This is a genomic window from Pseudomonas sp. NFACC10-1 (assembly GCF_900119195.1).
Classification (GTDB): Bacteria; Pseudomonadota; Gammaproteobacteria; order Pseudomonadales; family Pseudomonadaceae; genus Aquipseudomonas; species Aquipseudomonas cerasi.
This window is the reverse complement of sequence record NZ_FPJB01000005.1, coordinates 220590-243990: the sequence shown is the minus strand read 5'-3', so window position 1 is coordinate 243990 and position 23401 is coordinate 220590. Positions and strand designations below refer to the sequence as shown.

Genomic DNA, 23401 nt, shown 5'->3' with positions numbered 1-23401 from the left:
ATGATTAAACCGCTTCTGGTCCTGTTGTTGAGCACTGCCTTCGTGAGCCTCGGGGCGCATGCCGAGGATCAAGCGGTCAATTCCATCAGCCCGGATCGCCTCGCCATCAATGGCGCTGAGGCGACTCTGGGGTTGAGCCAGGAGTGGGTACACCCCAAACCGAAGATCGAGCGCGTAGTGATCGTCCTGCACGGTCGCCTGCGCAATGCGCAAACCTACCTGCGCAGCATCGAACGTGCGGCCAACCAGTCCAGAGAGCGCAGCAAGACCCTGCTGATCGCCCCGCAATTTCTGGATGAAAAGGATATCGTCGCGCACCACCTGCCGGACTCTATCCTGCGCTGGCGCCAGAACAGCTGGATGGAAGGTGCAACCTCCACCGATCCCAAGCCGGTCAGCTCGTTTCTGGTGCTGGACCACATCCTCAAGCGCCTGAGCGACAGCAAGCTGTTTCCAAACCTGAAGGAAATCGTCATTGCCGGGCACTCCGGTGGTGCCCAGGTGGTCCAGCGCTACGCGATGATCGGCGGCAAGGAAGACGCCTTGCTGCAACGTGAAGGCGTGAAGCTGCGCTACGTGATCGCCAACCCGTCGTCCTACGCTTATTTCGACGCGGAACGGCCTGAGCCGGTAACCGCGCAGAGCTGCCCGAACTTCAACGACTGGAAATACGGCCTCAACAAGATGCCGTTCTACTCGGGCAAGGAAAAGCCGGCTGACATCGAGAAGAATTACGTGAAGCGCGACATCACTTACCTGATGGGCGAGCTGGACACCGACCGCAACCACCCGGCGCTGGACAAGACCTGTGCCGCCGAAGCGCAAGGTCCCTACCGCCTGATTCGCGGACAGAACTACTTCAACTATCTGCAGAAGCGTCACCCGGAAGGGCTGAACCAGCGTCTGGTGATCGTGCCGAAAGTCGGCCACAACGGCGACGGGATCTTCACTTCACCGGAAGGCCAGGCGGTGCTGTTCAAGCCGTTTTGAGTGATAGGGATATAACTATCGTCCCCACGCTCCGCGTGCAACGCCACATACAAGTCCGCTTTTGATTCTGGCCGGAGGCCGTGGGAGCGAACTTGTTCGCGAAAGGGTCAACATAATCGTCGAAAATGCATCGACTGAAATACCGTCTTCGCGAGCAATGCGGATCGCCGCCCCGGTCGCTCCCACAAAGACTTGTGGATAACGGTGAGCGCTCCGCATTGGCACGGTAGGCAGCTCAGATCACCTCAGCATCCCGCGCAGCACTGTGCAATCCTCCGCATGCCAGTCAGTCAGCTCCGGCCAGGGGTTGTCCTTCAGGTTGACCAGAACAGTCTTGGCGCCCGCCGCACGGCCGCAGTTCAGGTCATGCATGTAGTCGCCGATCATGACCATCTGCTTCGGCTCGACACTCCAGCGAGTGGCCAGTTTCAGCAAACCTGCAGGGTCCGGTTTGGGGGTCGCCTCGTCGCGGCCCAGGACATCCTCCACCGCAAAGCAGTCATCCAGGCCGATAGCCTTCAAGGTGATATACGCCAGCTCCTGAGCGTTACGGGTGAGTATGCCCAGTCGATAACCGCGCGCCGATAACTCGCGAACCAGCTCGACCGCGCCCTCGGCAGGCTGCGAAGCCAGCGCCAGCTCGCGTTCATGCTCCAGCAGCCAAGCGTGCTTGGCCGCCGATTCCTCAGCAGGCAACGCAGCAAGATGCCCGAGAATGTCATCGTCCTGAGGGATGCCCAATTCACGTTTGATGGCCGGGAAGTCGTGGATAGGGACGGTCAAGGTACCGTCCATGTCGAACACCCAGTGCCGTATACCTTCGAGTGTCATGCCCAATCCTTACGATGGCGGATCAGCCCTTCCTGACTGACCGATGCGACCAGTTGCCCGGCGCGGTTGAAGATACTGCCGCGCGAGAAGCCGCGCGAATTGCCTGCCCAGGGGCTGTCCATCGCGTAGAGCAGCCAGTCATCGGTGCGCAGGTCGTTGTGAAACCACAGCGAATGGTCAAGGCTGGCAACCTGCATATCGCGCTGCCAGACCGTCTTGCCATGTGGCAGCAGCGACGTGGTCAGCAAGTTGAAGTCGGAGGCATAGGCGAGCATGTAACGATGCAGTGCCTGCACGTCCGGGAGGCTGCCATCGGCGCGGAACCACACGTACTTCACGGGCTCGCCGGGCTTGGGATCGTACGGATCCTCGGAGGTCACCGGACGGAACTGGATCGGTTTGGGACGCAGAAACTTGTCGTGCATCGCTTCAGGGATCAGGTGTGCGCGGCGGGTCAACAACTCGAGCTCGGACGGCAGGTTTTCCGGACCGACAATCTGCGGCATCGGTGCCTGATGCTCGAAGCCCTCTTCATCGTACTGAAACGACGCGCTGCAAGTGAAGATCGGCTTGCCCTTCTGGATGGCAGTGACGCGGCGCGTGCTGAAACTGCCGCCGTCACGTACGCGATCCACCTGATAGACCACCGGCAAACCGGCATCGCCGGGACGCAGAAAGTAGCCGTGCAGCGAGTGAACATGACGGTCCTCTTCAACCGTCTGACTGGCGGCAGACAGCGACTGACCCAGCACCTGACCACCAAACAACTGGCGAAAGCCCAGATCCTGGCTATGCCCGCGGAACAGGTTTTCTTCAATGGCTTCCAGCGTCAGCAACTCAACCAGATCATCCAGCACTTGGCTCATTCTCATTCCTCTCATACATCGACTTTGCACTGGTACGGCAACGGCAGTCGCTGCATTTTCCGACAGGCCTCAAGCCCATCCCACTGGAATGGAATGATACAGATTTAAAATGGTTGGCTTAATTCAATCTACACCCTGATCAAGGCTTCAGCGTCTTGAGCCACTGCTCATGACTGATCCGGTACAGCACGTGCGGCTTGAGCGGGTGGCCGTCCTCCAGATTGGGGTGATCGAAGTTGCCGGACTCATCCTGCTGCATGCCGATTGCCTGCATGACCTTTTGCGACGGCTGATTATTGACCGCGGTAAACGACACGATCTCCTTCAGCTCCAGGCGTTCGAAACCACAGCCCAGCGCGGTCCAGGCCGCCTCGCTGGCAAAGCCCAGGCCCCAGTGGTCATAAGCCAGCCGCCAACCGATTTCCACAGCGGGCGTAAAAGGTGCCTTGAAACCCACGACATGCAGCCCGGTAAAACCGATGAATTCGCCGGTATCCTTGCGCTCCAGCGCCCAGAACCCGAAGCCCAGCTCGGCAAAATGACCACGCAACCGTCCGATCATGGCAGCACTTTCAAGACGGCTAAGGGGTTGCGGAAAATAGCGCATGACACGAAGGTCCGCACACATGTCGGCGAACGCTGGCAAGTCATCGTCACGCCACTGCCGCATCAGCAGTCGGGCGCTATCAAGCTTGAGTATCGGTTCCATCGATTCCCCCGTGTAACGAGACATGAGTGGGCGTCAGTGCGGGTATCCAGTGCGCCACACAACTGGGCGTGCGGATACTTTACTGGCACTATCGGGTTTCGGCCCTTCAACGGACGCAAAATGTCCCTACCGCTTATCTACCACGAAGACTACAGCCCGGATTTCCCGGCGGATCATCGCTTCCCGATGGACAAGTTTCGTTTGTTGCGCGATTACTTGATCGACAGCGGCCTGACCAGTGACGTTCAATTAATGCGTCCCGAGTTGTGCCCGGCGGACATTCTGGCGCTGGCTCACGATCCTTCCTACATTAACCGCTACCTTGACGGCGATCTGTCGCGCGAAGACCAGCGACGTCTCGGGCTGCCATGGAGCGAGGCTCTGGCACGCCGAACCATCCGTGCGGTGGGCGGCTCACTGCTGACTGCCGAGCAGGCTCTCAAGCATGGTCTGGCCTGCCATCTGGCGGGCGGCACCCACCATGCGCACTATGACTACCCGGCGGGTTTCTGCATTTTCAATGACCTGGCGGTGATCAGTCAGTTCCTGCTGCAAAGCGGCCGCGTGGACAAGGTGCTGATCTTCGACTGCGATGTGCATCAGGGTGACGGCACGGCGCGCATTCTGGCTGATACCGAGGACGCCATTACCGTCTCGCTGCACTGCGAAAAGAACTTCCCGGCACGCAAGGCGCAGAGCGACTGGGACATCCCGCTGCCGATGGGCATGGGCGACGCCGATTACCTCAACGTGGTCGACGACCTGCTCAACTACCTGCTGCCGTTCTACAAGCCGGACCTGGTGCTGTATGACGCAGGGGTCGATGTCCACAAGGATGATGCGCTGGGTTATCTGCAGCTCACCGACCAGGGGCTGGCCAATCGCGACGAAGCGGTGCTGCGCCATTGTCTGGGCCGCGACATTCCGGTCATGGGCGTGATTGGCGGTGGCTACAGCAAGGACCGCCGGGCACTGGCAAGACGCCACGGGATTCTCCACCACAGTGCACAACGGGTCTGGAACGACATGGGCTTGTGACCCCGCTCGGTACTTCGCTTGAGTCGCAGGCCATGACGTGCGCCACACCTTGAAAGAACGCTCGGGTAGAATGCCCCACCCCTCTGCTATCGATATTTCGCTGACCATGACCGACCTCGCCCCCTCCGCTGCCCGAACCGTCGCCATCATCGGAGGCGGCCCTGCAGGGTTGATGGCAGCAGAAGTATTGAGCCAGGCCGGGCTGAAGGTCGATCTGTACGACGCCATGCCGTCGGTTGGGCGCAAGTTTCTGCTCGCCGGGGTGGGCGGTATGAATATCACCCACTCCGAGCCCTACCCGGCATTTCTGGCGCGCTATGCCGAACGTTCGCCAATGATCGCACCGCTGTTGCGCGGCTTTGACGCTGATGCCCTGTGCCAGTGGATTCATGCGCTGGGTATCGAGACCTTTGTCGGCAGCTCGGGGCGCGTGTTTCCCACAGACATGAAAGCAGCCCCCCTGCTACGCGCCTGGCTCAAGCGGCTGCGTGATGCGGGTGTCACGATTCACACGCGGCATCGCTGGTTAGGCTGGAAGGCTGATGGCAGCCTGCGCATCACTCATGCTGACGATGAACTGGCAATCAAACCTGCAGCCACGTTGCTGGCGCTGGGCGGTGCCAGTTGGGCGCGGCTGGGGTCTGACGGGGCCTGGCTGCCATGGCTGCAAGCACAGCAGGTCGAGGTTGCGCCTTTGCAGGCCGCCAACTGTGGTTTCGAGGTGAGCGCCTGGAGCGACCTGCTGCGCGACAAGTTTGCCGGTGCGCCGCTGAAGAATATCGCGATGGGCCTGCATGGCCACGCTCTGCGCCTGGGCGAATGCGTGCTGACTGCGACGGGTGTCGAAGGCAGCCTGGTGTATGCGCTGTCGGCGCAGATTCGTGAACAAATCAACCTGCACGGCTCAGCGGTTGTGGATATCGATCTGCTGCCCGGCAAAACGCTGTCGGACATTCACAAAGCCCTGAGCAAACCGCGCGGCTCGCGCTCGATGTCCAAGCATTTGCACAGCCAATTGGGGCTGGACGGCGCGAAGGCAGCGCTGCTGCGCGAGCTTGCGCCTCGTGAAGCGTTTGCCGATCCGCTGTTGTTGAGCGAGGCGATCAAGGCGTTGCCACTGCCCCTGATCAAACCACGCCCCATCGATGAGGCCATCAGCACCGCAGGGGGCGTCACCTTCGAGGCCATGGACGAACGTCTGATGCTCAGGCAATTGCCAGGCGTATTCTGCGCCGGTGAAATGCTCGACTGGGAAGCGCCAACCGGCGGCTACCTGCTGACCGCCTGCTTCGCCAGCGGCCGCGCTGCGGGGTTGGGGATGGTGGAGTGGCTGAACTCACAGTGATTCCTGTGCGTATGCTCTGCGCTCAGCGTTATACATAAATCCTTCTGTGGGAGTGAGCTTGCTCACGAAGACGATGGTCCTGCCGCCCTACTTCCAAAGTCTGTCATGGCCTCTTAGGGAGCAAGCGAAGCGTCGCCCGGCTCGCTCTCACATGTGTATATCACGGCTTCTTCTTGCGCGGGCCGGTGTTGAAAACCGGGACCTTGCGTACCGGTTTGACCACCGGCGCAGGCTCGGACTCGCCGCTGTCGACCCATTTGCCCAGGTTGCGCTTGCTGCCCGACACTTTGGGTTTTTTCGGTTTCTTGGGCTTTTTCAGGATCTGGCCGCTGGCATCCGTACTCGGCACGCGATGCTCCGGTTCGAAGTCCTGCTCTTCCTTGCGCTCCAGGGTCTGGCGGGTCAGCACTTCGATGGCTGACAGCAACTCGACCTCATCGGCACACACCAGCGAAATCGCCTCGCCCGTCAGCCCCGCACGGCCGGTGCGGCCAATACGGTGAATGTAATCCTCGGCCACGATCGGCAGGTCCAGGTTGACCACAGTCGGCAGGTCATCGATGTCCAGACCGCGCGCCGCCACGTCGGTGGCCACCAGAATCTTCACTTCGTTGCTCTTGAAGCGGTCCAGCGCACGCTGGCGGGTGGCCTGCGGCTTGTCGCCGTGAATACCGTCGGCGTTCATGCCCAGCGCCTGCAAGCGATCCACCAGTTGATCGACGCCAACCCGGGTCTTGGCGAACACCAGCACCTGACCCCAGCGATGTTTCTTCATCAGATGGATGAACAGATCCGCCTTGCGTTTCTTGTCGACGGTCACGACCCATTGCTTGACCGAAGACGCCGCGACGTTGCGCGGGCTGACTTCGATGGTCAGCGGGTCATTGAGCATCTGCGCGGCCAGCAGACGAATCTCGTCGGAGAACGTCGCAGAGAACAGCAGTGTCTGGCGCTGCTTGGGCAGCACGGCATAGATACCGCGCAATTCCTCGGCAAAGCCCAGGTCGAGCATACGGTCGGCTTCATCGAGGATCAGCGTCTGCAACTGGGAGAACTTGACCGCGTTCTGACGATGCAGATCGAGCAAGCGACCGGGGGTCGCGACCAGCACGTCCACGCCCCTGCGCAGCTTCATCATCTGCGGGTTGATGCTCACGCCGCCGTAAGCCGCGTAGGTGGTCAGCGGCAGGTGCTCGGCGTACTGACGAATACTTTCGTGAACCTGATCGGCCAGCTCACGGGTCGGCGCCAGCACCAGCGCGCGAATTGAGTTGGGAGCGACTTTCGGGCCTTCCATGGTCAGCCGTTGCAGCAGCGGCAGGGCAAAACCTGCGGTCTTGCCGGTGCCGGTCTGCGCAGCTGCCATCAGATCGCGGCCCGCCAGTACCGGAGGAATTGCCTGGGTCTGTACAGGCGTCGGAGTCTGGTAACCGAGCGCTTCGAGGGCGCGCAGCAAGGGTTCGATCAGGCCGAGAGAGGCGAATGTCATGGTAATACCGTAGGAAAGATTCAACGCAAGGCGCGCAGTTTAACCTGTCCGGCGCGCCTCGGTTAGCTTGTGCGTGTCGATACAACCTCTTGCGGCGGCGACCTGCGCCATTGCGGCAGGCCAATCAGCACGACGGCGCTGATGATCACCACCATGGCCATGCACTCTTCGACACCGATCGTTTCGCCAGCGAACACCACGCCGAGCATCACTGCCACGGCCGGGTTGACGTAGGCGTAGCTGGTCGCCGCAGCCGGACGCACGTTCTTGAGCAAGTACATATAAGCGCTGAACGCGACGATAGAGCCGAACACCACCAGATACAGCAGCGCACCCCAGCCCGCCGCCGTCGGCATATGCGCCAGACGCTCGCCACTCAAGGCACTGCCGATCAGCAGCGTCGCTCCCGCCGTGATCATTTCCGCCGCACTGGCCATCGGGCCTTTCGGCAACGGCAAGTGCTTGCTCAGCACCGAACCGAACGCCCAGGCTGCGGCGGCAAAGATCACCACGGCGGCGCCATAAGGGCTGGCCTGCAAATTGGAGCCGAGGTTCAGCAGGCCGATGCCGATCAGGCCCAGCACGATGCCCGCCCACTCAAGGTTAGTGGTGCGATTGCCCCAGAACAGGCCGAACAGCAGGGTAAACAGCGGCATGGTCGCCACCGCCAGTGCTGCAACGCCAGATGCAACGCCTGCGTGTTCAGCCAGGGTCACACCGCCGTTACCGCAGGCCAGCAGCAGGAAGCCGATCACGAACGCGGCTTTCCACTCGCGCCAGGTCGGCGCAGGCACGCCGCGAAACCGCAGAAAGCCATACATCAGGCAGCCGGCAATCAGAAAGCGCACACCCGCCATCATCAACGGTGGCCATGACTCCACACCAATGCGGATCACCAGATAGGTAGAACCCCAGATCAGGTACAAGGCCAGAAAGGCACCGATGAGCAAAGGTGAAACACGAACGGACTGAGGCATGGCAAGGCCCTGGGATCATTGTTATGGTTGACCTATTGTATGAAGGCCCAAGGCAGATATTAAGCAGACAAACCTGTTTAAACCGCGCTGAAACTTACGATTCAATGCTTGTAAGACCTGCTTTCCTTTTATTTTAAAATTGCCTACCGCACGGTACGAGGCACGCCATGACCCTGGATAAATACGATCGGATTCTGCTTGATGAGCTGCTGAAAAATGGCCGGGCGTCTTTTGCGCAGTTGGCGAAGCTGGTCAATCTGTCCGCGCCCGCCGTGGCCGAGCGGGTCGCCAAGCTGGAGGCCAGTGGTGTGATTACCGGCTACGAAGCGAAGGTTGACCTGTCGAAAGTCGGCTTGCCGATTCAGTGCCTGATCGAGTTGCGCATGGGCAGTCACGGCAATCAGCAGGCGTACAAGGAACTGTGGAAAGTCCCCGAACTGATCCAGTGCTACCGGGTGACGGGCGACCCATGTGTGATCATGCGCGCGGCGGTCGATTCGATGCCGCACCTGGAAGACCTGATCAACCGGATCGCCAAGTTTGGCTTCAGCAAGACATCAATCGTGCTGTCAACGGCAGTGGAACGCAGCCTGCCGGCCGATTACTTGATCAGCAATGGCAAGCAAGAGCACTGACCGGTCAGACGCCGCGCTGACGCTTCAGCGTTTCGTTGATCTTCGCGGCGGGGACTTTCTGCAGGGAGCACAGCATCTGGTGGGAGATGGCTGAGATACCGTGGGTCTGGCGCAATTCGTTGGTCAGGTACGCCGTCAGGTTGGCCGCCATTTCCGCATCGGCCATCGCCCGGTGAGCCTTGCCGGTGTCGGGCAGGCGCGCATAGCGGGTCAACGTGCCGAGCTTGTGGTTCGGTGCGCCCGGCATCAGACGTCGGGCCAGCAGCAGTGAACAGGCAAAGCTCTGTTCGCGCGTGCGCTGGATACGTGACAGCTCGTAATCCCAGAACTTCTGGTCGAACGAGGCGTTGTGCGCCACCAGCGGTGTCGAGCCGACGAAATCCGCCACATCGCCCATCACCCGCTCGGCGCTGGGGGCGGTACGAATCATGTTGTTGCTGATGCCGGTCAACCCTTCGATGAACGCAGGAATACGCACGCCCGCATTCATCAAGCTCTGAAAACGCTCGACGATACGCCCCTGCTCCATGATCACCACCGCAATCTCGGTCGCCCGGCAGCTATGGCCTGGGGAGATACCGGTGGTTTCAAAGTCGATGACTGCAATACGTTCCAACACTGGCCTGGCCCTGTAAATTCATTTCAACAACAACGCGCCTTCGATCGGCACGTAACGGCTGGCGGCGCGTATCAACGAATTCGCGGTCAGCCCCGGTACGCCGTAGGCGACCGCCTCGACCCCATGCTTGCTGATCACGCGTTCGAGCAACATGTCGAAATCGCCATCACCCGACGCCAGCACGATTTCGTCCACTTGCGGCGCGAAATCCATAATATCGATGGTGATGCCGACATCCCAGTCCCCTTTGGCCGAACCGTCGCTGCGCTGGATGTACGGCTTGAGCCTGACCGTGAACCCCAGATTGCGCAGGATCTGTTGGAACTGCTGTTGCTTGCTGTCGCCACGATCAATGGCATACGCAAACGCGTGAACGATCTCGCCGCGCTTGCTGATATCCGCCCACAAGGCGGCGTAATTGAAATGACAGCCATGCGCCTGGCGCACGGTGTAATACAGGTTCTGCACGTCGGCGAACACCGCGATCTTCTTCACCGCAATTCCTCATGGCGGGCAACATGCCCACGGGTTACAGCGATCCGGAACGTGAATCGGCGCCCAGTATGCCAGTTTGAGGAAGGAATTGAGGGATGGATCGGTATCGGCCGCTGCGAGGCCCGAGCGGCATGGCACAGATTATCGTTCCCACGCTCCAGCGCTCATCGTTATACACAAGTCTGCTCTTGATTCTGGCCGCAGGCCGTGGGAGCGAACTTGCTCGCGAAGAGGTCGGTAACCCCTGAAAATGGAGCATCTGCACCATCGTATTCGTGAGCAAAGCGGATCGCCGCCCCCGACCTGCGGGCAGAAGCCCGAAAGTCACGCTTTTCGGGCTCTTGGAGATTTGTGCATAACGATGAGCGCTGGAACGTGAAGAACGACCGTCACGTCCTCAAACGAACGAATCATCGTCAGAGAACATGTCACCACCATCGTCGAAACTGTCGTCAGCCGTGTACTGCTGATCCGGCTGTCCCCAACCGCCCTGATCATTGAACGAGCCGGTGTCCTGAGCCTGTGGCGCGTCGTGAATGACTTCGACGATCTCCTGCGGCTGGCTGTGGTGGCTGAACATGCTGCTGATGCCCTCTGCCAGCAGCACACCGCCCGCTACACCGGCCGCGGTCTTCAGCGCCCCGCCAAGAAAGCCGCTGCCGGCAGCCGGAGCAGGCGCGGCATAACCGCCCTGTGGCGCTGCGGGCGCAGGTGCAGGATTGAAACCACCACCATCACGCCAGCCGCCACTGGAAGGCTGGCTCGGTTGCGGCTGCGAGGCGCGCGGTGCGCTGCTGCCAAAGATACTCGACAAAAACCCGCCACTCGCTGGCGCGGACGAGGACTGCCCCCTGGCCTGCTGAAGCTCGGCCTGCAACTGCTGAATCTGCTCATCACGCTGTTTTACCTGCTGATTGAGCTGATTGACGGCTGCTTCCTGAACCAGAATCGCCTGCGTCATGTAGTACGGCGCAGCGGGCTGGCGGGTCAAATGCTCCTTGATACGCGCCTCGGCCGCAGCATCTCGCGGGGCGGATGCCGTTTCAGCGTCTTTCAGTTTCGAGAAAAGACCATCAATCAGGGTTTGCTCTTCGCTGTTCATGACCACCTCACTGAGTTGCCACTGGAATTCTTCCCTGCCGCAATAGCAGGACCATGTGCAGAAAATGGGGCCTCATCGACGCGCTTCAATGACATGAAGAAAAAGATAACAAGCCGTGCGCCGAAAACCACTGCGCTTGGTTAGACAGGGGGCATGGGCTAAAGTGTGCGCCTGCTTTTAGCCTGCGATCTATCTCCATGAACCCGTTGAACATCATCCAGGATTCGCTTTATTTCTTTCGGCGTAATCTGGGCAGCATCGCGCTGCTGTGCCTGCCTGTCGTGATCCTTGAAGTGCTGGCCAAACAAGCGCTGGGCAGCGCCATGTCCGCCGACACTTCGCCTGCCTATGCATTGGTGATCGGACTGTTCTTCTACCCTGTCTATACAGCCGCGCTGATCCTGTTTCTCGACGCACGCAGCCGTGGCGAGGACGTACACACCCGCGATGTACTGGCCATGGCCGTGCGCCTGTGGCCGACCTTCGCCGTGCTGTCGGCCATGAGCACCCTGCTGATCATGTTCGGCCTCTCACTGTTTGTGGTACCCGGCATCTGGGTAATGATCAAACTGGCGTTCAGCGAATACCTGCTGGTTCTGCGCAAACTCACGCCGTTCATGGCCATGCGCGAAAGCATGCAGATGACCACCGGACACTTCACGCGCATTCTGGTGTGCGTACTGAGCGTCTACATTCCCCTGTGGCTGCTCGAGGGCGCCAGCCTATACCTGTTTCCGGAACCGCAAAGCGCAGCGGTTTCCGTGATCACCGACAGCATCGGCAGCTTCCTGCAACTGTTCACCACCATCGTGACGTTCCGCCTGTTCATGCTGATCAGCGAACCCGCACACCGCGCCTGAAGCAAAGGCTGACGTCAGGTGCGTCGATTCGGTATGCTCAATGCCGAATCCCTCACTGAGCGCCAGGCGCTCCAAGTCGAGCCGATGCCCCGTTTACTGCTACGTCTGACCCTGTACGGCTTGCTGCTGGTCGCCGTATTGCTGTTACTGGTTTTCCAACTGACCTGGCGCCCTCCAGCCCGTGAATTACTCACGGCGAGCTGCAACCCAGCGGTCGAAGCACCGAAACTGGTGCCGGGGCAAGCGCTGAAAGTCATGACCTGGAACATCCAGTACCTGGCGGGTAAACGCTATGTGTTCTGGTACGACATGGCCGACGGCAGCGGCCCGGACGAACGCCCGACCCATGAAGACCTTGCCTACAATCTGGATGAAGTGGCGCGGGTCATCCGTGACGAACAGCCCGACATCGTGCTGCTGCAAGGCGTCGACGATGGCGCCAAGAACTCCGACTATCAGGATCAGCTGGCGCTGATCAAGGAACGTGTGGCGGACCTCTACCCGTGCAGCACGCAGGCCTTCTACTGGAAGGCAGAGTTCGTACCCAACCCGCATATCTGGGGCAGCGTCGGCAGAAAACTCGCGACCCTCAGCCGCTTCCACATCGACAGCGCCGAACGTATACAACTGCCGGTGCCCGACGCCAACATCATCAGCCGTCAGTTCCAGCCAAAGGATGCCTTGCTGGTCAGCTACCTACCCTTGCGTGACGGCGGCAAACTGGCCGTCATCAACACCAGCCTGACCACCGCCAGACACGCCGGCGACACCGCACAAAAACAGGTCGCGGCCACTGAAACGCAGCTGGACAAGCTGGAAAGCGGCGGCACGCCCTGGCTGATCGGCGGCGACTTCAACCTGCTGCCGCTGGGCCAATACCAGCGCCTCCCCGAGCAGCAACGCCTCGGCTACGCCGCCGACAGCGAGCTGCACGCGCTGTGGGAAAAATACCCGATGATCCCCGACAACGCCGAATCCAGCGGCATCGACCGCAGCAAATGGCTGACGCGCTTCCCCAACGACAGCCGCATCAACGGGCCGGACCGGACGGTGGATTACCTGTTTTACAGCCCGAGTTTGAAGCGAGTGAGTGCGAGGGTGCGCAGGGATGACACGTTGTTGATCTCTGATCACTTGCCGGTGATCGGGCGGTTTTTGTTGCCGGTTTTGCCTTGAGGGAGCGAGCAGCATTCAGGTTTCAATACTCTGGCTGGCCACCAAACTTTCGAATAGCGCTCTCACAGCCGACAGTGTCAAAACAGTTTGAACCGTTTCTCAGCGCGTTCGCCTAATGATTAGCCCATGGATACTTCCATGGACGTCGTGCCAATACCGGCATACACCAAAGGGTGATCAACGTGGCTAAAGATGACAAGAAAAGCAAAGGCGAAGCCTCGAAAGCCAGCAAGGATCTGAAAGACAAGAAAGCATCACCGGCCAAGAAATCTGAAGCGGCCTCGACGCTTTCCAAGTCTTCCGAAAAGAAAGACAAGAAAAAAGACACCGAGCCAAAGAAAGCTGCCAAAAAAGCTGATAGCAAGCCGGAAAAGGCCAAGAAATCAGAAAAGGCTGAAAAGCCGGCTAAAAAGAAAAAGTGACATCTGCTGCCTGCCAGGGCTTTGCGCCCTGGTGTTCTGTGGTTCTTTGGATATCCAACATCTGATCAGGTGTTCCAAGCCAGATACATTGCACAGCAAGTTTGCGCAGCTATAGCGCAGAATGCTCATATTGGTCTCAAAATCAGTGCATTGGTTTACAGACCTCAAGTGCCCCTAGGCTTGACCCGAGCCGTAGCCTCCGCCACCAATGGATCATCTGGCCAGTAATGCTTGGGATAACGCCCCTTCAAGTCCTTCTTCACATCTATATAGGTCGACCGCCAAAAGTTAGCCAGGTCCTGCGTCACCTGCACCGGGCGGCGTGCCGGGGACAGCAAGTGCAGTTTCAGCACCTGCCGCCCATTGGCGATACGCGGCGTATCGGACAAGCCAAACAGCTCTTGCAGCCGCACCGACAGAATCGGCGGATGCTCGCTGTAGTCGATACGGATATTCGAGCCGGAGGGCACTTGCAGAGTCTGGGGTGCCTGCGCCTCCAACTGTTGCGGCAATGGCCATGGCAGGAGGTTGCGCAGGATGGATGACAGGTCGAGCTGGCTGAAATGGCTGAGCCGGGTGACTTTGCCCAGGTAGGGCATCAGCCAGTTTTCGAGTGTCGCCAGCAGTTGTGCGTCGCTCAGATCAGGCCACTCGCTCGCTGAGCTTTTCTCGATATCCAGGCTGCGCAACAGCGCGACACGCGCCTGCCACTGGCGCAGTTCGGGCGTCCACGGCAGCAATTCCAGGCCTTTGCGACGCACCAGCGCCAGCAACGCATGGCTGCGGGTTGCGTCGTCGAGGCCGGTCAGTGGTTCGCGACTGATGATCAGTTCACCGACTTTGCGCTGTCGTTCGGCGCGGAATACACCTTCGCGTTCGTCCCAGTCGATCTGGTCCACGCTGATGACCTGCTCGGCCAACACCGAGTCGAACAGTGCCGGATCGAACTCGGCGGCGAGGTAAATGCGTTCTTCACGCTGGCCCTGGCGGCTGCCCAAATCCGCGATGACCAGCCATGGCTGTTTCATCAGCGCATCCGCCTCGGCGAACAGTGCCGCGCGGCCGTTGGCCAATCGGTATTCCGCTCCGCCCGCTCGGCGTTGCTGTGCGACGCGATCCGGGTAAGCCAGCGCCAGCAAGGCGCCCAGCCAGCGGGAGTGGTCCGGATCGCTGACCGGGCTGCTCGCCGCGCCGCGCAGATAACCGCGATATTGCCGCGACAGTTGTCTGGCCCGTTGTACCCCGCCTTGTGCGCCGCGCGCCGCGCGTTCGGTGCCGGCCAGCAGGGTCAGGCGGCTGTGCAGGTCCGCGCCAGCGCCGCGCAAGATATCGCGCTCGCCCAGCAAGGCCGCCACGTCGCACGCCAGTTCGCCCAGCCCTAGCGCATGGCCGCGCAACAGCAGATGGGCGATGCGCGGATGAGCAGGCAGCTCAGCCATCGCCTGACCGTGTGGCGTCAGGGCTGGCGGCTGACCCGGCTGATTGTTCAATGCCTCCAGACGCACCAACAAATCCTGCGCCTGTGCATAAGCCGCGGCTGGCGGTACATCCAGCCAGACCAGTTGCGCAGGCGTGACGCCCCAGCTAGCCAGTTGCAGCGCGAGCCCGGCGAGGTCCGCCTGAAGAATTTCTGCCGCCCCGTAGGCGGCCAGTTGATCGTGCTGCGCTTCGGACCACAGCCGGTAACACACGCCCGGCTCCAGCCGCCCTGCCCGCCCGGCGCGCTGGGTGGCGCTGGCACGGGAGATACGCTGTGTTTCCAGACGCGTCATGCCGCTGCCCGGATCGAAACGCGGCACCCGCGCCAAGCCGGCATCGATCACCACGCGCACGCCGTCGATGGTCAGACTGGTTTCCGCAATGTTGGTCGCCAGCACCACCTTGCGCGTGCCCTTGGGAGACGGTTCGATAGCCGCGCGTTGCGCATTCAGATCAAGCTCGCCGTGCAAAGGGCACAGCAGAATGTCGGCGCGCTCACCCAGTGCTTCCGCCAGTTGCTGGTTGACCCGACGAATCTCGGCCTGCCCCGGCAGAAACACAAGCAGGCTGCCGGACTCGCTGCCCAGCGCATCCAGCACCGTCTGCACGACACGCGGCTCGATGAATTCACCCGGCTGAAAAGGACGCCCCCACTGCATCGTCACCGGAAACATCCGCCCGTCGCTGCGCACTACCGGCGCATCGTCCAGCAACGCCGCCAGCCGCTCGCCTTCCAGCGTGGCCGACATCAGCAGAATCTTCAGCGGCTGATCGTCACGAAACAGCTCACGACCATTGAGGCTCAGGGCCAATGCCAGATCGGCGTCCAGACTGCGCTCGTGAAACTCATCGAAAATCAGCAGCCCCACACCTTCCAGCGCAGGGTCGTCCTGCAAACGACGCGTGAGAATCCCCTCAGTCACCACTTCAATACGCGTCTTCGGGCCGACCCGACTTTCCAGACGGATTCGATAACCCACCGTCTCACCGACCTTCTCGCCCAGCTCACTGGCCAACCGCTCGGCGGCTGCTCTTGCGGCCAGTCGCCGAGGCTCCAGCATCAGAATGGTCTGCGCGGCCAGCCAAGTCTCCTCAAGCAGCGCAAGCGGCACGCGCGTGGTCTTGCCCGCGCCGGGAGGGGCTTCGAGTACGGCTTCATGGCGCGTGATCAGGGCCTGGCGCAGGGCTGGCAGGACGGCATCGATGGGTAACGAGGTCATGGGGGCTCCCAAGTAAGCTGGCTATTGTAACGGGTAACCATCCCAACTTCGCCTGACGCCTTTCACTCCAAGCGCGCTAACGCATAAGTTGCCGGTGCCATGAAAACCCCGTGAGATGTTCGCACAGAGTCCGCCCCGCCCAAAGCTTCGCATCTGCATCAAATAGGTCACGAGAGACAGTGCGAGACTTGATCTCATCGATATCCTGTATATCCGTTGCAAATACGTAGCGGTTGGCACCATTGAGGATCATCGTCCAAATAAATGCTGCTTCGGTAAGACTCAGCGTGGTGCCTCGTTGAGGGGGTCGATAGCCAACACAAGCGAATAGAAGATGCCTGGGGCTCAAAGGAAGGAAAAGTTTTGTGTCTGGCACACCCCTGCCACCTTCAAGGCTCAGTTTGCCGTTCGCTCCAACGCCGAGCCTCGTGAACGGGTTATCGGTGGTTGGCCAAGTAATTCCAAGTGGAACCTACAGGAGGGTCCATCGATAAGTTGGCATACGATGGATTGTGCCCTTGAGGATGTGTTCGAGCTGTAAGCGTACGGGCATCCCCCCCTTTTCTGAACACACTGAGTCAGGCTGAATATTGAGACTAATCGTGTGCGCTTTGCCAATTCAGTCATTTGGGACGTTTAATGCCGGGAACAACCATTACGCTTGAGGCAATCCCGATTTATCGGAATTGCCGCGTAATCAGAAAACCTGAGCATTTCGGGCACGTTGCTTTCAGTGCCTGGCTAGTCCGAGGTTAGCCCTCAGCTTCCCTAAAGCCTTTGTCATACCACAAATCGGTTAACCAACTGATTCAGGTTAACAGCCAGTTTTGACATTTCACCGCATGCACTTGCTGTCTGGCTGGCACCCGCAGCGTTTTGCGCTGCTAACTCGCGGATACTGACCAGATTGCGATCAACCTCGCGGGCTACATGCGATTGTTCTTCAGAGGCCGTCGCGATCATGAGGTTACGTTCATTGATCTGAACAATGGCCGTGGCTATCTGATCCAGCGAGGTACTGGCTTCCTGGGCGACGCCAAGCGATTCGGTCGCAAGGTCTCGGCTCGTGTTCATTGCCTTCACGGCCAGATCAGAATCGTTCTGGATGGCAGCGATCATCTGCTCGATTTCCTGGGTCGACACTTGAGTGCGATGGGCCAAAGCTCTTACTTCGTCCGCAACCACCGCAAACCCACGACCTTGCTCGCCTGCGCGTGCTGCCTCAATGGCTGCGTTCAAAGCCAACAGGTTGGTTTGTTCTGCAATTGCCCGAATCACCTCGACCACTTTAGTGATGCTCTGGGCACGATCTGACAACCCTTGAATCTGCTCGCTGGTGTTTTCAACGTTACCGTTCAGCGTTTGAATTGACTTTAACGTCTGAGCCACCCGCGCCAAACCGACCTCTGTATACCCTTGGGTACGCTTCGACTCTTCAGAAGCTGACTCCGCATTACGTGCGACCTCATCAACTGCCGCGCTCATTTCTGTGACCGCTGTGGCTGCTTGATTGACCTCGTCATTTTGGGCGACAAGACCACGACTCGACTCCTCAGTGACCGCTGTCATCTCTTCTGACGCAGAGGCCAGTTGGGTGGACGAGTCGGATATCTGCAGAATCGTGTTGCGCAGGTTTGTCTGCATCTGCGCAAGTGCTTTCAACAATCGCCCTGCTTCATCAGTCCCGCTAACCAATACCTCCTTGGAGAGGTCACTGGCCGCGATACGCTCCGCGACGGACAACGCATCGTTAATCGGAGAGGTAATACTTTTCGTCAGCAGTAATGCCAAGCCAATCGTCAAAATGACTACGCCCGTTATAAGGCCAACGACAAGCCACAGGCCGTTGTTATAGAGATCGGTTGCGGTTTGCCCAGCCCGAGCTGCACCCTCGTTGTTAAAATTGGTCAAGTCTTTAATCTGCTGCTCCATCGCATTCGTGAGCGGGCGGATACCTGTACTCACCAGGTTGACCGCTGAGGCTATGTCACCTTGTCTCATCAACGGTTCGAGAATATCCAGTTGTTTGGAATAGGCATCGGCGCTGTTTTTTACTGGCGTGTAAAACGAGCGCTCTTTATCGCTCGCTATCAGTGGCTCATAGCCCGCCACCACATCGGTGAAAGCCTTGCGATAGCCAGCGAAGTTTTCAATGTTCTTTTGAATGGATTGAGGGTCAGCGAGGCCTCGCTGGGTCTCGAGCCTCAGGCGAAGTGTCGCTTTGTCCATCAACGCAGTTTGTCGGATGCTGGCCATCCAATTGAGTTCGACGTCTTTTTCGGCATCCCGTAGCTTGCCCATTTGGAGGACTGCGAATATACCCAGCACAAAAACTAGAATGATGATTGAAGTGAAAAACAGGGCCGCTCGTGGCGCTAAATTGAGATTTCTAAGGCGCATGTTAGATTCCTGCTCTCCAATGATGGTTGACATATTCAACAAGCTATCGACCCAAAATTGGAAACTTTAAGCTTTTCGTCAAGAGGCGATGTGGCTGCTGGACGGCTGTCAAAACCTGGCATGCATATTCAAAGGCAACGAAGCAGGTTGAATGATCAGGCCAGCGGCACCAAAGGCCTACACCCATCGCAATTGGGGTGCATGGCAATGGGGTTCAGAAGGCGAGACGGGCAGCAAGTCGGCCATAATCAGCATTGGCCTGTGCCTAGAACGGGCTGGCATATGAACTGCTTTCTGGTGGTGTCGGCCATTGCTCGTCCCTCGACGCAGTTGCGACCTTTGGTTTTAGCAGAGTAAAGAAGTAGATCTGCTTCCCTCAGGGCGGCTATATAGCCCTCCTTCTCCGGTGCGTTGATCGCCACCACACCTGAACTGATTGTTACATTCCCCACTGGACTGCCGGAGTGCTCTATAAATGAGTTTTCAATGGATAACCTGACTTTTTCGGCAACGCTCAAAGCACCCGCTAAATCTGTTTCAGCTAGCAGGATCACGAACTCCTCACCGCCATACCGTGCCGCTAGATCGCCAGCCCGGTTGATGCAGCTTCCGATGATCCCGGCTACCTGGCGCAGGCAGTCGTCCCCCCGCAGATGGCCGTAGCAGTCGTTGTATTGTTTGAACCAGTCGATATCCAACAAAATGATCGCAATGACCGCGTTATTTCGAGACGCTCGTCCCCACTCTTTTTGCAACGTAGCGTCGAAGCAACGTCGATTGGCCAAATGCGTCAGACTGTCGGTCTGAGCGATGACCTCAAGCTCGGTTCGGGCGCTGCTCAGCTCACTTTCCGCAGTGATCAAGTGCTGAATTTGCCTGTACAACAAGAGACCTAGCGAAGCCAAAGATAAAGTGATCATAGCCACCAGAGCCATGGATCGATACGCATAGGCCCACCAGGGGGCGAATACATGCTGGCAGGAAACGCCAGCAGCAGCGACGATGGGTAACCCGGAAACCCGCCGATAGGCATAAATCCTTTCCACGCCATCCACTACAGACTTGATCACAGCGGTACCGCTATCGCTGTATGGCAGGTAACTGGTGAAAAGATCCCCTTTGGCCACATTGGTTGTCATAAGTGCCGTCATTGTCGGTCGCCGAGCCAGCAAGTCGCCATTGTTCAGCGCGAGAAAAATAACGCCCTTGTCGTCCACATCCATGCGCTTGAAGAATGATTGGAAATAGGCAACGGGCACAGTCGCTAATGCCACACCTGCAAACGTACCGTCGGCAGCATTGATGCGTCGACTGATAGGGATAACCATCTCCCCCGTAATGCGACTCTCGACAATGGAACCGACGTGGATGGACTCATCGGCGTTATCGCGGTGATACGCAAAGTACGCGCGGTCGCTGTTGTTTTTCACCTGTATACCTTGGGAAAAGGAGTTGGCGACCCAGTTGCCTTGGGCATCGTAGATGAAAAGCCCCTGGATGCCGTCCACATTCACCACATCCTGGGCCATCAGTTTCGCCAGTCGAGCTTGCTGAGCCCCCTCTAAACCGTCGCGCTCCACTCGCTCCACGAGATCACGCAGCGTATTATCAGCTTGTCGTACCGTATCCCGAGCTTGCTGCTCGGCGGCAAGAACGATGTTTGAAACCGCAATTTTGGCTGTAGCTACGCGCTCACGCTTGGACTGATTCATCTGCCAGGCTGTAGCCAAAATCAACGAGAGACACACTAGAGCAATGAAGCCAAGCAGTGCTTTGGTGAGCATGGAAGGCGCGAGTCTGGTGGAGGTAAGGTAAAAAGGCTTCATAGAGGGCGTCATCAAATTGGCTTTTGAGCGCTCTATGCAGCTTTCGTACCTTAGTAGTGAGGCTGGTTAGTTAAACAGCAACTTGTCTGCCAGTGTCCTTAGTTGGCACTTTTCCTCGTTCAAAGCCAAGGCGCTGTCTGATCTTCTCAACAGGATATTCGCGTGCCTCACGCAAACGGCTTTGAACAAAGCGGGATCGATCTGAGCAAGGCTGATCAGGGCTTTCATCAGGCGCAGATCCACTTCGATGATTGCTGCGCCATCTCTGGCTATCGGCGCAAAGAAGTCATCGAACAAGTCGTCCACAGTCAAACCATGCAGAAAAACCTGGCCGCAGCTTTTTTCATGCTCAGGGGCAACTGGCTGTGGCTTACACCACGTAGTCAAGCTACGTACGCCTCGCCCGATGACATCAATGGCCGTGCCGGGGTCATTCACTGCGGGAGACAGCGCGCGGGATGCTATTTCCGACAGCACTGAAAGTCCAAAGCGGGGATCGTGTTCGAAGGTTCTCCGGGTGCCTATTGTCAGCGTAGCGAGCACCTTCTCCGACGGCTCGCCAGTGATCTCGACAGACTCTTTGGCCAGCGGTACGAGATAGGCCAGCGGCCTCCCCAGGTGGACGAAACTACCGGGGAGAATATCCACGAATATTTTGAGGTTTCCGGCCTCCGCTACCTCGCTCAGTGCCTGAACATCGATATGCTGTACATATCCAGTCGATTCACTGGTAACGATCTGAGAGCCGATAGGCACAGTCCACCCCTTTGGGAAAGCGACTCCGCCCAGGTATGGCCACCGTACTCTATGATCGATTGCATCAATGGCCGCTTTCTCCACCAGATCAATCGTCTCGCCCATTCGCCCCAACTTTGAAAGGTGATCAATCCAGCGCAGAAGCGTGTAAACGATGAGGATGACCACCACTATGGTCGCTGCGAACAGGAGTACGCGTCCTTGGGCGCCATAGACTCCAGTGCTCAAGGCGATGATGCCTACCAGGCTAAATAGAAATGAGCCGATGAACGTCGCGAGCGCGTTTTGTGTTGTCGTGTCCTCCATTACCAACGTCGTCGCACGCGGTGTTACGCCACTGCTGGCCGCGCCGTACGCTGTCACCATAGTGCTTAGCGAAAAGGTGGTCACTGCAAGCATGCTGGAGGCAATGATGCTCAGAATCTTGTCAACGGCATCTGCACCTATACGGTGCCGACAGAGAAAATGGAATCGAGTCCTTGAGCAAGATTGATATCAAGGCGGTCGCTACGCCCAGCAGTGAAAACAAGGTAGCTCTGAGCCAAAGCTTCTTTGTAAGTTGCACCAGCATCCAATGCCATCGAGCGATCATAGCCTTACCTTTTTGGACAACTGCTTCGGAAGCAAACGGAATCATCCTCCGACTACCTAGACTGATTGAGTTCGTTCACCAACAGAAGGTTCAGCGCATAGGCGCCTACCCCACCGTTTCGCCGACCTTCTCGCCCAGTTCACTGGCCAACCGCTCGGCAGCCGATCTCGCGGCCAGGCGCCGAGGTTCCAGCATCAGAATGGTCTGCCCGGCCAGCCAGGTTTCCTCAAGCAGCGCAAGCGTCACGCGCGTGGTCTTGCCCGCGCCGGGAGGGGCTTCGAGTATGGCTTCATGGCGCGTGGTCAGGGCCTGGCGCAGGGCTGGCAGGACGGCATCGATGGGTAACGAAATCATGGGGGCTCCCGGAGAGATGCAGGGAGCATACCGGGGTGGGGTTGGGGAATCAGGCGGCGTATTTTAGCTGAACGGCAGTCGCCAGAAACACTGCCGCCAGCACGCCTCACGCCGAAAAGTCAGGTCTTGAACTCGTTACCGTTCTCATCAATAAGGCCATTGTCGTATTTCTTGCGCAATTCTGGATCGGACAAAATCCTGAACGCATTTGAAATCACTTTGAAACGCTCAGTCGCCTCAGCCTCGTTACCGACGTTCTTATCAGGATGATTCTTCAGCGAGGCTTTCTTGTAAGCCTTTTTGACTGCGGAGAGGTCCGCCGTCATGTCCGAGAGGCCCAAGTGCTCGTACAACTGCTTGACGGGTGGCTTGGCGGGGGCGGAATTGTCCACCTTCGCGGACGCGCCAGCAGCGGGCGTGTCGTGGGGCCGATCTGCTGACGGCCGCTGAGCGCCTGCACGGGGCTCGGCTTTCGGCGGTGGCGGCGGCGCGCTGTTGGCAGCCTGGGGGCGAGTGCGTGGAGGCGTTTGTGGGCGTGCTTGCTGTTGAGTGCTTTCAGGTCTCCAGGACGGGCCCGGCGTGGGTCGTCGCACGCGATCGGTGTTCGACTGACGAATCTCGTTGATCAGTTGATCAGCGATGTCGTTCATCAGTTTGTTCAGCTTCAGGTTGCTGGAGAAGAACGCATAGTTCGCCTCACTGTTGTGCTTGCCATACTCAGGTTCGGGCTTGACCATCGCCTCAGCCAGCGTCTTGCCCAGAGAGAACAGCAGGTTGCCCTTGCTATCGCTGACGCCCAAAAAGCTCATCACGTTGCGCATCGACTTGTCGCGCTCCCAGACAACGCTGGCCACGTCGAAGGCAGCTCGCGCCAGATTGAATCGGCCTCCCCCTTCGTGCGTCTCGACATGGGTCACCGGTTCCTTGCCACGCAACGCGTCCAGGATTACCGCGAGGCCTTTCTGCTGACGCTCGTTGAGCCGGCCTGTCCGCTCCAACAATGAGCTGTTGACCTGCAACGCCACTTTGCCAGCGATATGGCTGACGACGTTCATCGCGCGGTCTATCGTTGGCTTTGTCGAATCGCTGAGCGCTACACGCGCCAACGAAGATGCAATGCTGGTGAGGTTGATCATCGGCTTCTCCGGAAACTCATACCGCCTTGGTGGCAAGCAACGAGATCCGGTTCCACGGGCGAGTCAATATTCGATGCAGGGCTC

19 protein-coding genes and 2 pseudogenes are annotated in these 23401 nt (G+C 58.7%); 7 read left to right on the top strand and 14 right to left on the bottom strand.

Annotated features, from left to right (window positions below; translation table 11 throughout):
• Window positions 1–990 (top strand): hypothetical protein, encoded by a 990-nt coding sequence (locus tag BT119_RS16340; protein ID WP_003368723.1) that lies wholly within the window; start codon window positions 1–3, stop codon window positions 988–990.
• Between the two features lie 240 nt (window positions 991–1230).
• Here BT119_RS16340 and BT119_RS16335 read toward each other — a convergent pair whose 3' ends face one another.
• From BT119_RS16335 to BT119_RS16325, 3 genes are all read right to left on the bottom strand, one after another.
• Window positions 1231–1821 carry an HAD family hydrolase gene (locus BT119_RS16335; protein WP_003431646.1) on the bottom strand — a complete coding sequence of 197 codons (591 nt, stop codon included), beginning with the start codon at window positions 1819–1821 and terminating at the stop codon, window positions 1231–1233.
• On the bottom strand, window positions 1818–2687 hold the full coding sequence (tesB, locus tag BT119_RS16330) for an acyl-CoA thioesterase II (RefSeq protein ID WP_003368725.1): 870 nt from the start codon (window positions 2685–2687) through the stop codon (window positions 1818–1820). The genes BT119_RS16335 and tesB overlap by 4 nt, the downstream gene beginning before the upstream one ends.
• A gap of 139 nt (window positions 2688–2826) precedes the next feature.
• The gene (locus BT119_RS16325) at window positions 2827–3396 is read right to left on the bottom strand and encodes a GNAT family N-acetyltransferase (protein WP_003368726.1); all 570 of its coding nucleotides are present in this window, start codon (window positions 3394–3396) and stop codon (window positions 2827–2829) included.
• A 120-nt stretch (window positions 3397–3516) separates the two neighbouring features.
• On the opposite strand from BT119_RS16325, the gene BT119_RS16320 reads away from it, so the two are divergent.
• Entirely contained in the window at window positions 3517–4434 is a 918-nt protein-coding gene (locus BT119_RS16320) for a histone deacetylase family protein (RefSeq protein WP_054081982.1), read from the top strand.
• 106 nt (window positions 4435–4540) lie between these two features.
• Window positions 4541–5779 (top strand): TIGR03862 family flavoprotein, encoded by a 1239-nt coding sequence (locus BT119_RS16315; RefSeq protein ID WP_175469382.1) that lies wholly within the window; start codon window positions 4541–4543, stop codon window positions 5777–5779.
• A gap of 160 nt (window positions 5780–5939) precedes the next feature.
• Here the strand turns inward: BT119_RS16315 and BT119_RS16310 are convergent, their stop codons facing one another.
• Together BT119_RS16310 and yedA are read right to left on the bottom strand one after the other, a co-directional pair.
• Complete coding sequence (locus tag BT119_RS16310; protein ID WP_003368731.1) at window positions 5940–7268, bottom strand: RNA helicase RhlE1; 1329 nt, start codon at window positions 7266–7268, stop codon at window positions 5940–5942.
• A 62-nt stretch (window positions 7269–7330) separates the two neighbouring features.
• A complete protein-coding gene (gene yedA / locus BT119_RS16305) occupies window positions 7331–8245 on the bottom strand; it encodes a drug/metabolite exporter YedA (protein WP_044309420.1) in 915 nt (304 codons plus the stop codon).
• Between the two features lie 167 nt (window positions 8246–8412).
• On the opposite strand from yedA, the gene BT119_RS16300 reads away from it, so the two are divergent.
• On the top strand, window positions 8413–8880 hold the full coding sequence (locus BT119_RS16300; protein ID WP_003368733.1) for an Lrp/AsnC family transcriptional regulator: 468 nt from the start codon (window positions 8413–8415) through the stop codon (window positions 8878–8880).
• A 4-nt stretch (window positions 8881–8884) separates the two neighbouring features.
• Here BT119_RS16300 and BT119_RS16295 read toward each other — a convergent pair whose 3' ends face one another.
• The 3 genes from BT119_RS16295 to BT119_RS16285 all read right to left on the bottom strand — a co-directional run bounded on the left by BT119_RS16295 (window position 8885) and on the right by BT119_RS16285 (window position 11096).
• Entirely contained in the window at window positions 8885–9496 is a 612-nt protein-coding gene (locus tag BT119_RS16295) for a 3'-5' exonuclease (protein WP_003368734.1), read from the bottom strand.
• Between the two features lie 21 nt (window positions 9497–9517).
• The gene (locus BT119_RS16290) at window positions 9518–9994 is read right to left on the bottom strand and encodes an NYN domain-containing protein (protein WP_003313837.1); all 477 of its coding nucleotides are present in this window, start codon (window positions 9992–9994) and stop codon (window positions 9518–9520) included.
• 397 nt (window positions 9995–10391) lie between these two features.
• Window positions 10392–11096, bottom strand: a complete 705-nt coding sequence (locus BT119_RS16285; protein WP_044309419.1) for a DUF2076 domain-containing protein — start codon at window positions 11094–11096, stop codon at window positions 10392–10394.
• A 197-nt stretch (window positions 11097–11293) separates the two neighbouring features.
• Here BT119_RS16285 and BT119_RS16280 point away from each other — a divergent pair, with 197 nt between their 5' ends.
• The 3 genes from BT119_RS16280 to BT119_RS16270 all read left to right on the top strand — a co-directional run bounded on the left by BT119_RS16280 (window position 11294) and on the right by BT119_RS16270 (window position 13554).
• Window positions 11294–11956: a YciC family protein gene (locus BT119_RS16280; protein ID WP_003368738.1), complete on the top strand. Its 663-nt coding sequence runs from the start codon at window positions 11294–11296 to the stop codon at window positions 11954–11956.
• 33 nt (window positions 11957–11989) lie between these two features.
• Window positions 11990–13132, top strand: a complete 1143-nt coding sequence (locus BT119_RS16275; protein WP_072366349.1) for an endonuclease/exonuclease/phosphatase family protein — start codon at window positions 11990–11992, stop codon at window positions 13130–13132.
• 173 nt (window positions 13133–13305) lie between these two features.
• Window positions 13306–13554, top strand: coding sequence for a hypothetical protein (locus BT119_RS16270; RefSeq protein ID WP_058398053.1), 249 nt, complete (start codon window positions 13306–13308; stop codon window positions 13552–13554).
• Between the two features lie 164 nt (window positions 13555–13718).
• On the opposite strand, the gene hrpB is transcribed toward BT119_RS16270, so the two are convergent.
• From hrpB to hopI1, 6 genes and pseudogenes are all read right to left on the bottom strand, one after another.
• Entirely contained in the window at window positions 13719–16253 is a 2535-nt protein-coding gene (gene hrpB / locus BT119_RS16265) for an ATP-dependent helicase HrpB (protein ID WP_072366347.1), read from the bottom strand.
• A 780-nt stretch (window positions 16254–17033) separates the two neighbouring features.
• Window positions 17034–18653, bottom strand: coding sequence for a methyl-accepting chemotaxis protein (locus BT119_RS16260; RefSeq protein WP_003431659.1), 1620 nt, complete (start codon window positions 18651–18653; stop codon window positions 17034–17036).
• A 248-nt stretch (window positions 18654–18901) separates the two neighbouring features.
• Window positions 18902–20479 (bottom strand): sensor domain-containing diguanylate cyclase, encoded by a 1578-nt coding sequence (locus tag BT119_RS16255; RefSeq protein WP_072366345.1) that lies wholly within the window; start codon window positions 20477–20479, stop codon window positions 18902–18904.
• A gap of 66 nt (window positions 20480–20545) precedes the next feature.
• Window positions 20546–21827 (bottom strand): annotated as a pseudogene (locus tag BT119_RS16250) (DUF2254 domain-containing protein).
• 108 nt (window positions 21828–21935) lie between these two features.
• Window positions 21936–22181, bottom strand: a pseudogene (locus tag BT119_RS16245) (ATP-dependent helicase); the annotation flags it as partial.
• A 119-nt stretch (window positions 22182–22300) separates the two neighbouring features.
• Window positions 22301–23317 (bottom strand): type III secretion system effector HopI1, encoded by a 1017-nt coding sequence (gene hopI1 / locus BT119_RS16240; RefSeq protein WP_072366343.1) that lies wholly within the window; start codon window positions 23315–23317, stop codon window positions 22301–22303.
• Window positions 23318–23401 lie beyond the last annotated feature (84 nt).

Excerpts from the sequence above, each read along its gene's own strand:
- hrpB (WP_072366347.1), bottom strand. The coding sequence starts at position 16,253 with ATGACCTCGTTACCCATCGATGCCGTCCTGCCAGCCCTGCGCCAGGCC.
- BT119_RS16260 (WP_003431659.1), bottom strand. The coding sequence starts at position 18,653 with ATGCGCCTTAGAAATCTCAATTTAGCGCCACGAGCGGCCCTGTTTTTC.
- BT119_RS16285 (WP_044309419.1), bottom strand. The coding sequence starts at position 11,096 with ATGAACAGCGAAGAGCAAACCCTGATTGATGGTCTTTTCTCGAAACTG.
- BT119_RS16320 (WP_054081982.1), top strand. The coding sequence starts at position 3,517 with ATGTCCCTACCGCTTATCTACCACGAAGACTACAGCCCGGATTTCCCG.
- BT119_RS16325 (WP_003368726.1), bottom strand. The coding sequence starts at position 3,396 with ATGGAACCGATACTCAAGCTTGATAGCGCCCGACTGCTGATGCGGCAG.
- hopI1 (WP_072366343.1), bottom strand. The coding sequence starts at position 23,317 with ATGATCAACCTCACCAGCATTGCATCTTCGTTGGCGCGTGTAGCGCTC.
- BT119_RS16255 (WP_072366345.1), bottom strand. The coding sequence starts at position 20,479 with ATGAAGCCTTTTTACCTTACCTCCACCAGACTCGCGCCTTCCATGCTC.
- BT119_RS16300 (WP_003368733.1), top strand. The coding sequence starts at position 8,413 with ATGACCCTGGATAAATACGATCGGATTCTGCTTGATGAGCTGCTGAAA.
- BT119_RS16310 (WP_003368731.1), bottom strand. The coding sequence starts at position 7,268 with ATGACATTCGCCTCTCTCGGCCTGATCGAACCCTTGCTGCGCGCCCTC.
- tesB (WP_003368725.1), bottom strand. The coding sequence starts at position 2,687 with ATGAGCCAAGTGCTGGATGATCTGGTTGAGTTGCTGACGCTGGAAGCC.
- BT119_RS16340 (WP_003368723.1), top strand. The coding sequence starts at position 1 with ATGATTAAACCGCTTCTGGTCCTGTTGTTGAGCACTGCCTTCGTGAGC.
- yedA (WP_044309420.1), bottom strand. The coding sequence starts at position 8,245 with ATGCCTCAGTCCGTTCGTGTTTCACCTTTGCTCATCGGTGCCTTTCTG.
- BT119_RS16335 (WP_003431646.1), bottom strand. The coding sequence starts at position 1,821 with ATGACACTCGAAGGTATACGGCACTGGGTGTTCGACATGGACGGTACC.
- BT119_RS16280 (WP_003368738.1), top strand. The coding sequence starts at position 11,294 with ATGAACCCGTTGAACATCATCCAGGATTCGCTTTATTTCTTTCGGCGT.
- BT119_RS16315 (WP_175469382.1), top strand. The coding sequence starts at position 4,541 with ATGACCGACCTCGCCCCCTCCGCTGCCCGAACCGTCGCCATCATCGGA.
- BT119_RS16275 (WP_072366349.1), top strand. The coding sequence starts at position 11,990 with ATGCTCAATGCCGAATCCCTCACTGAGCGCCAGGCGCTCCAAGTCGAG.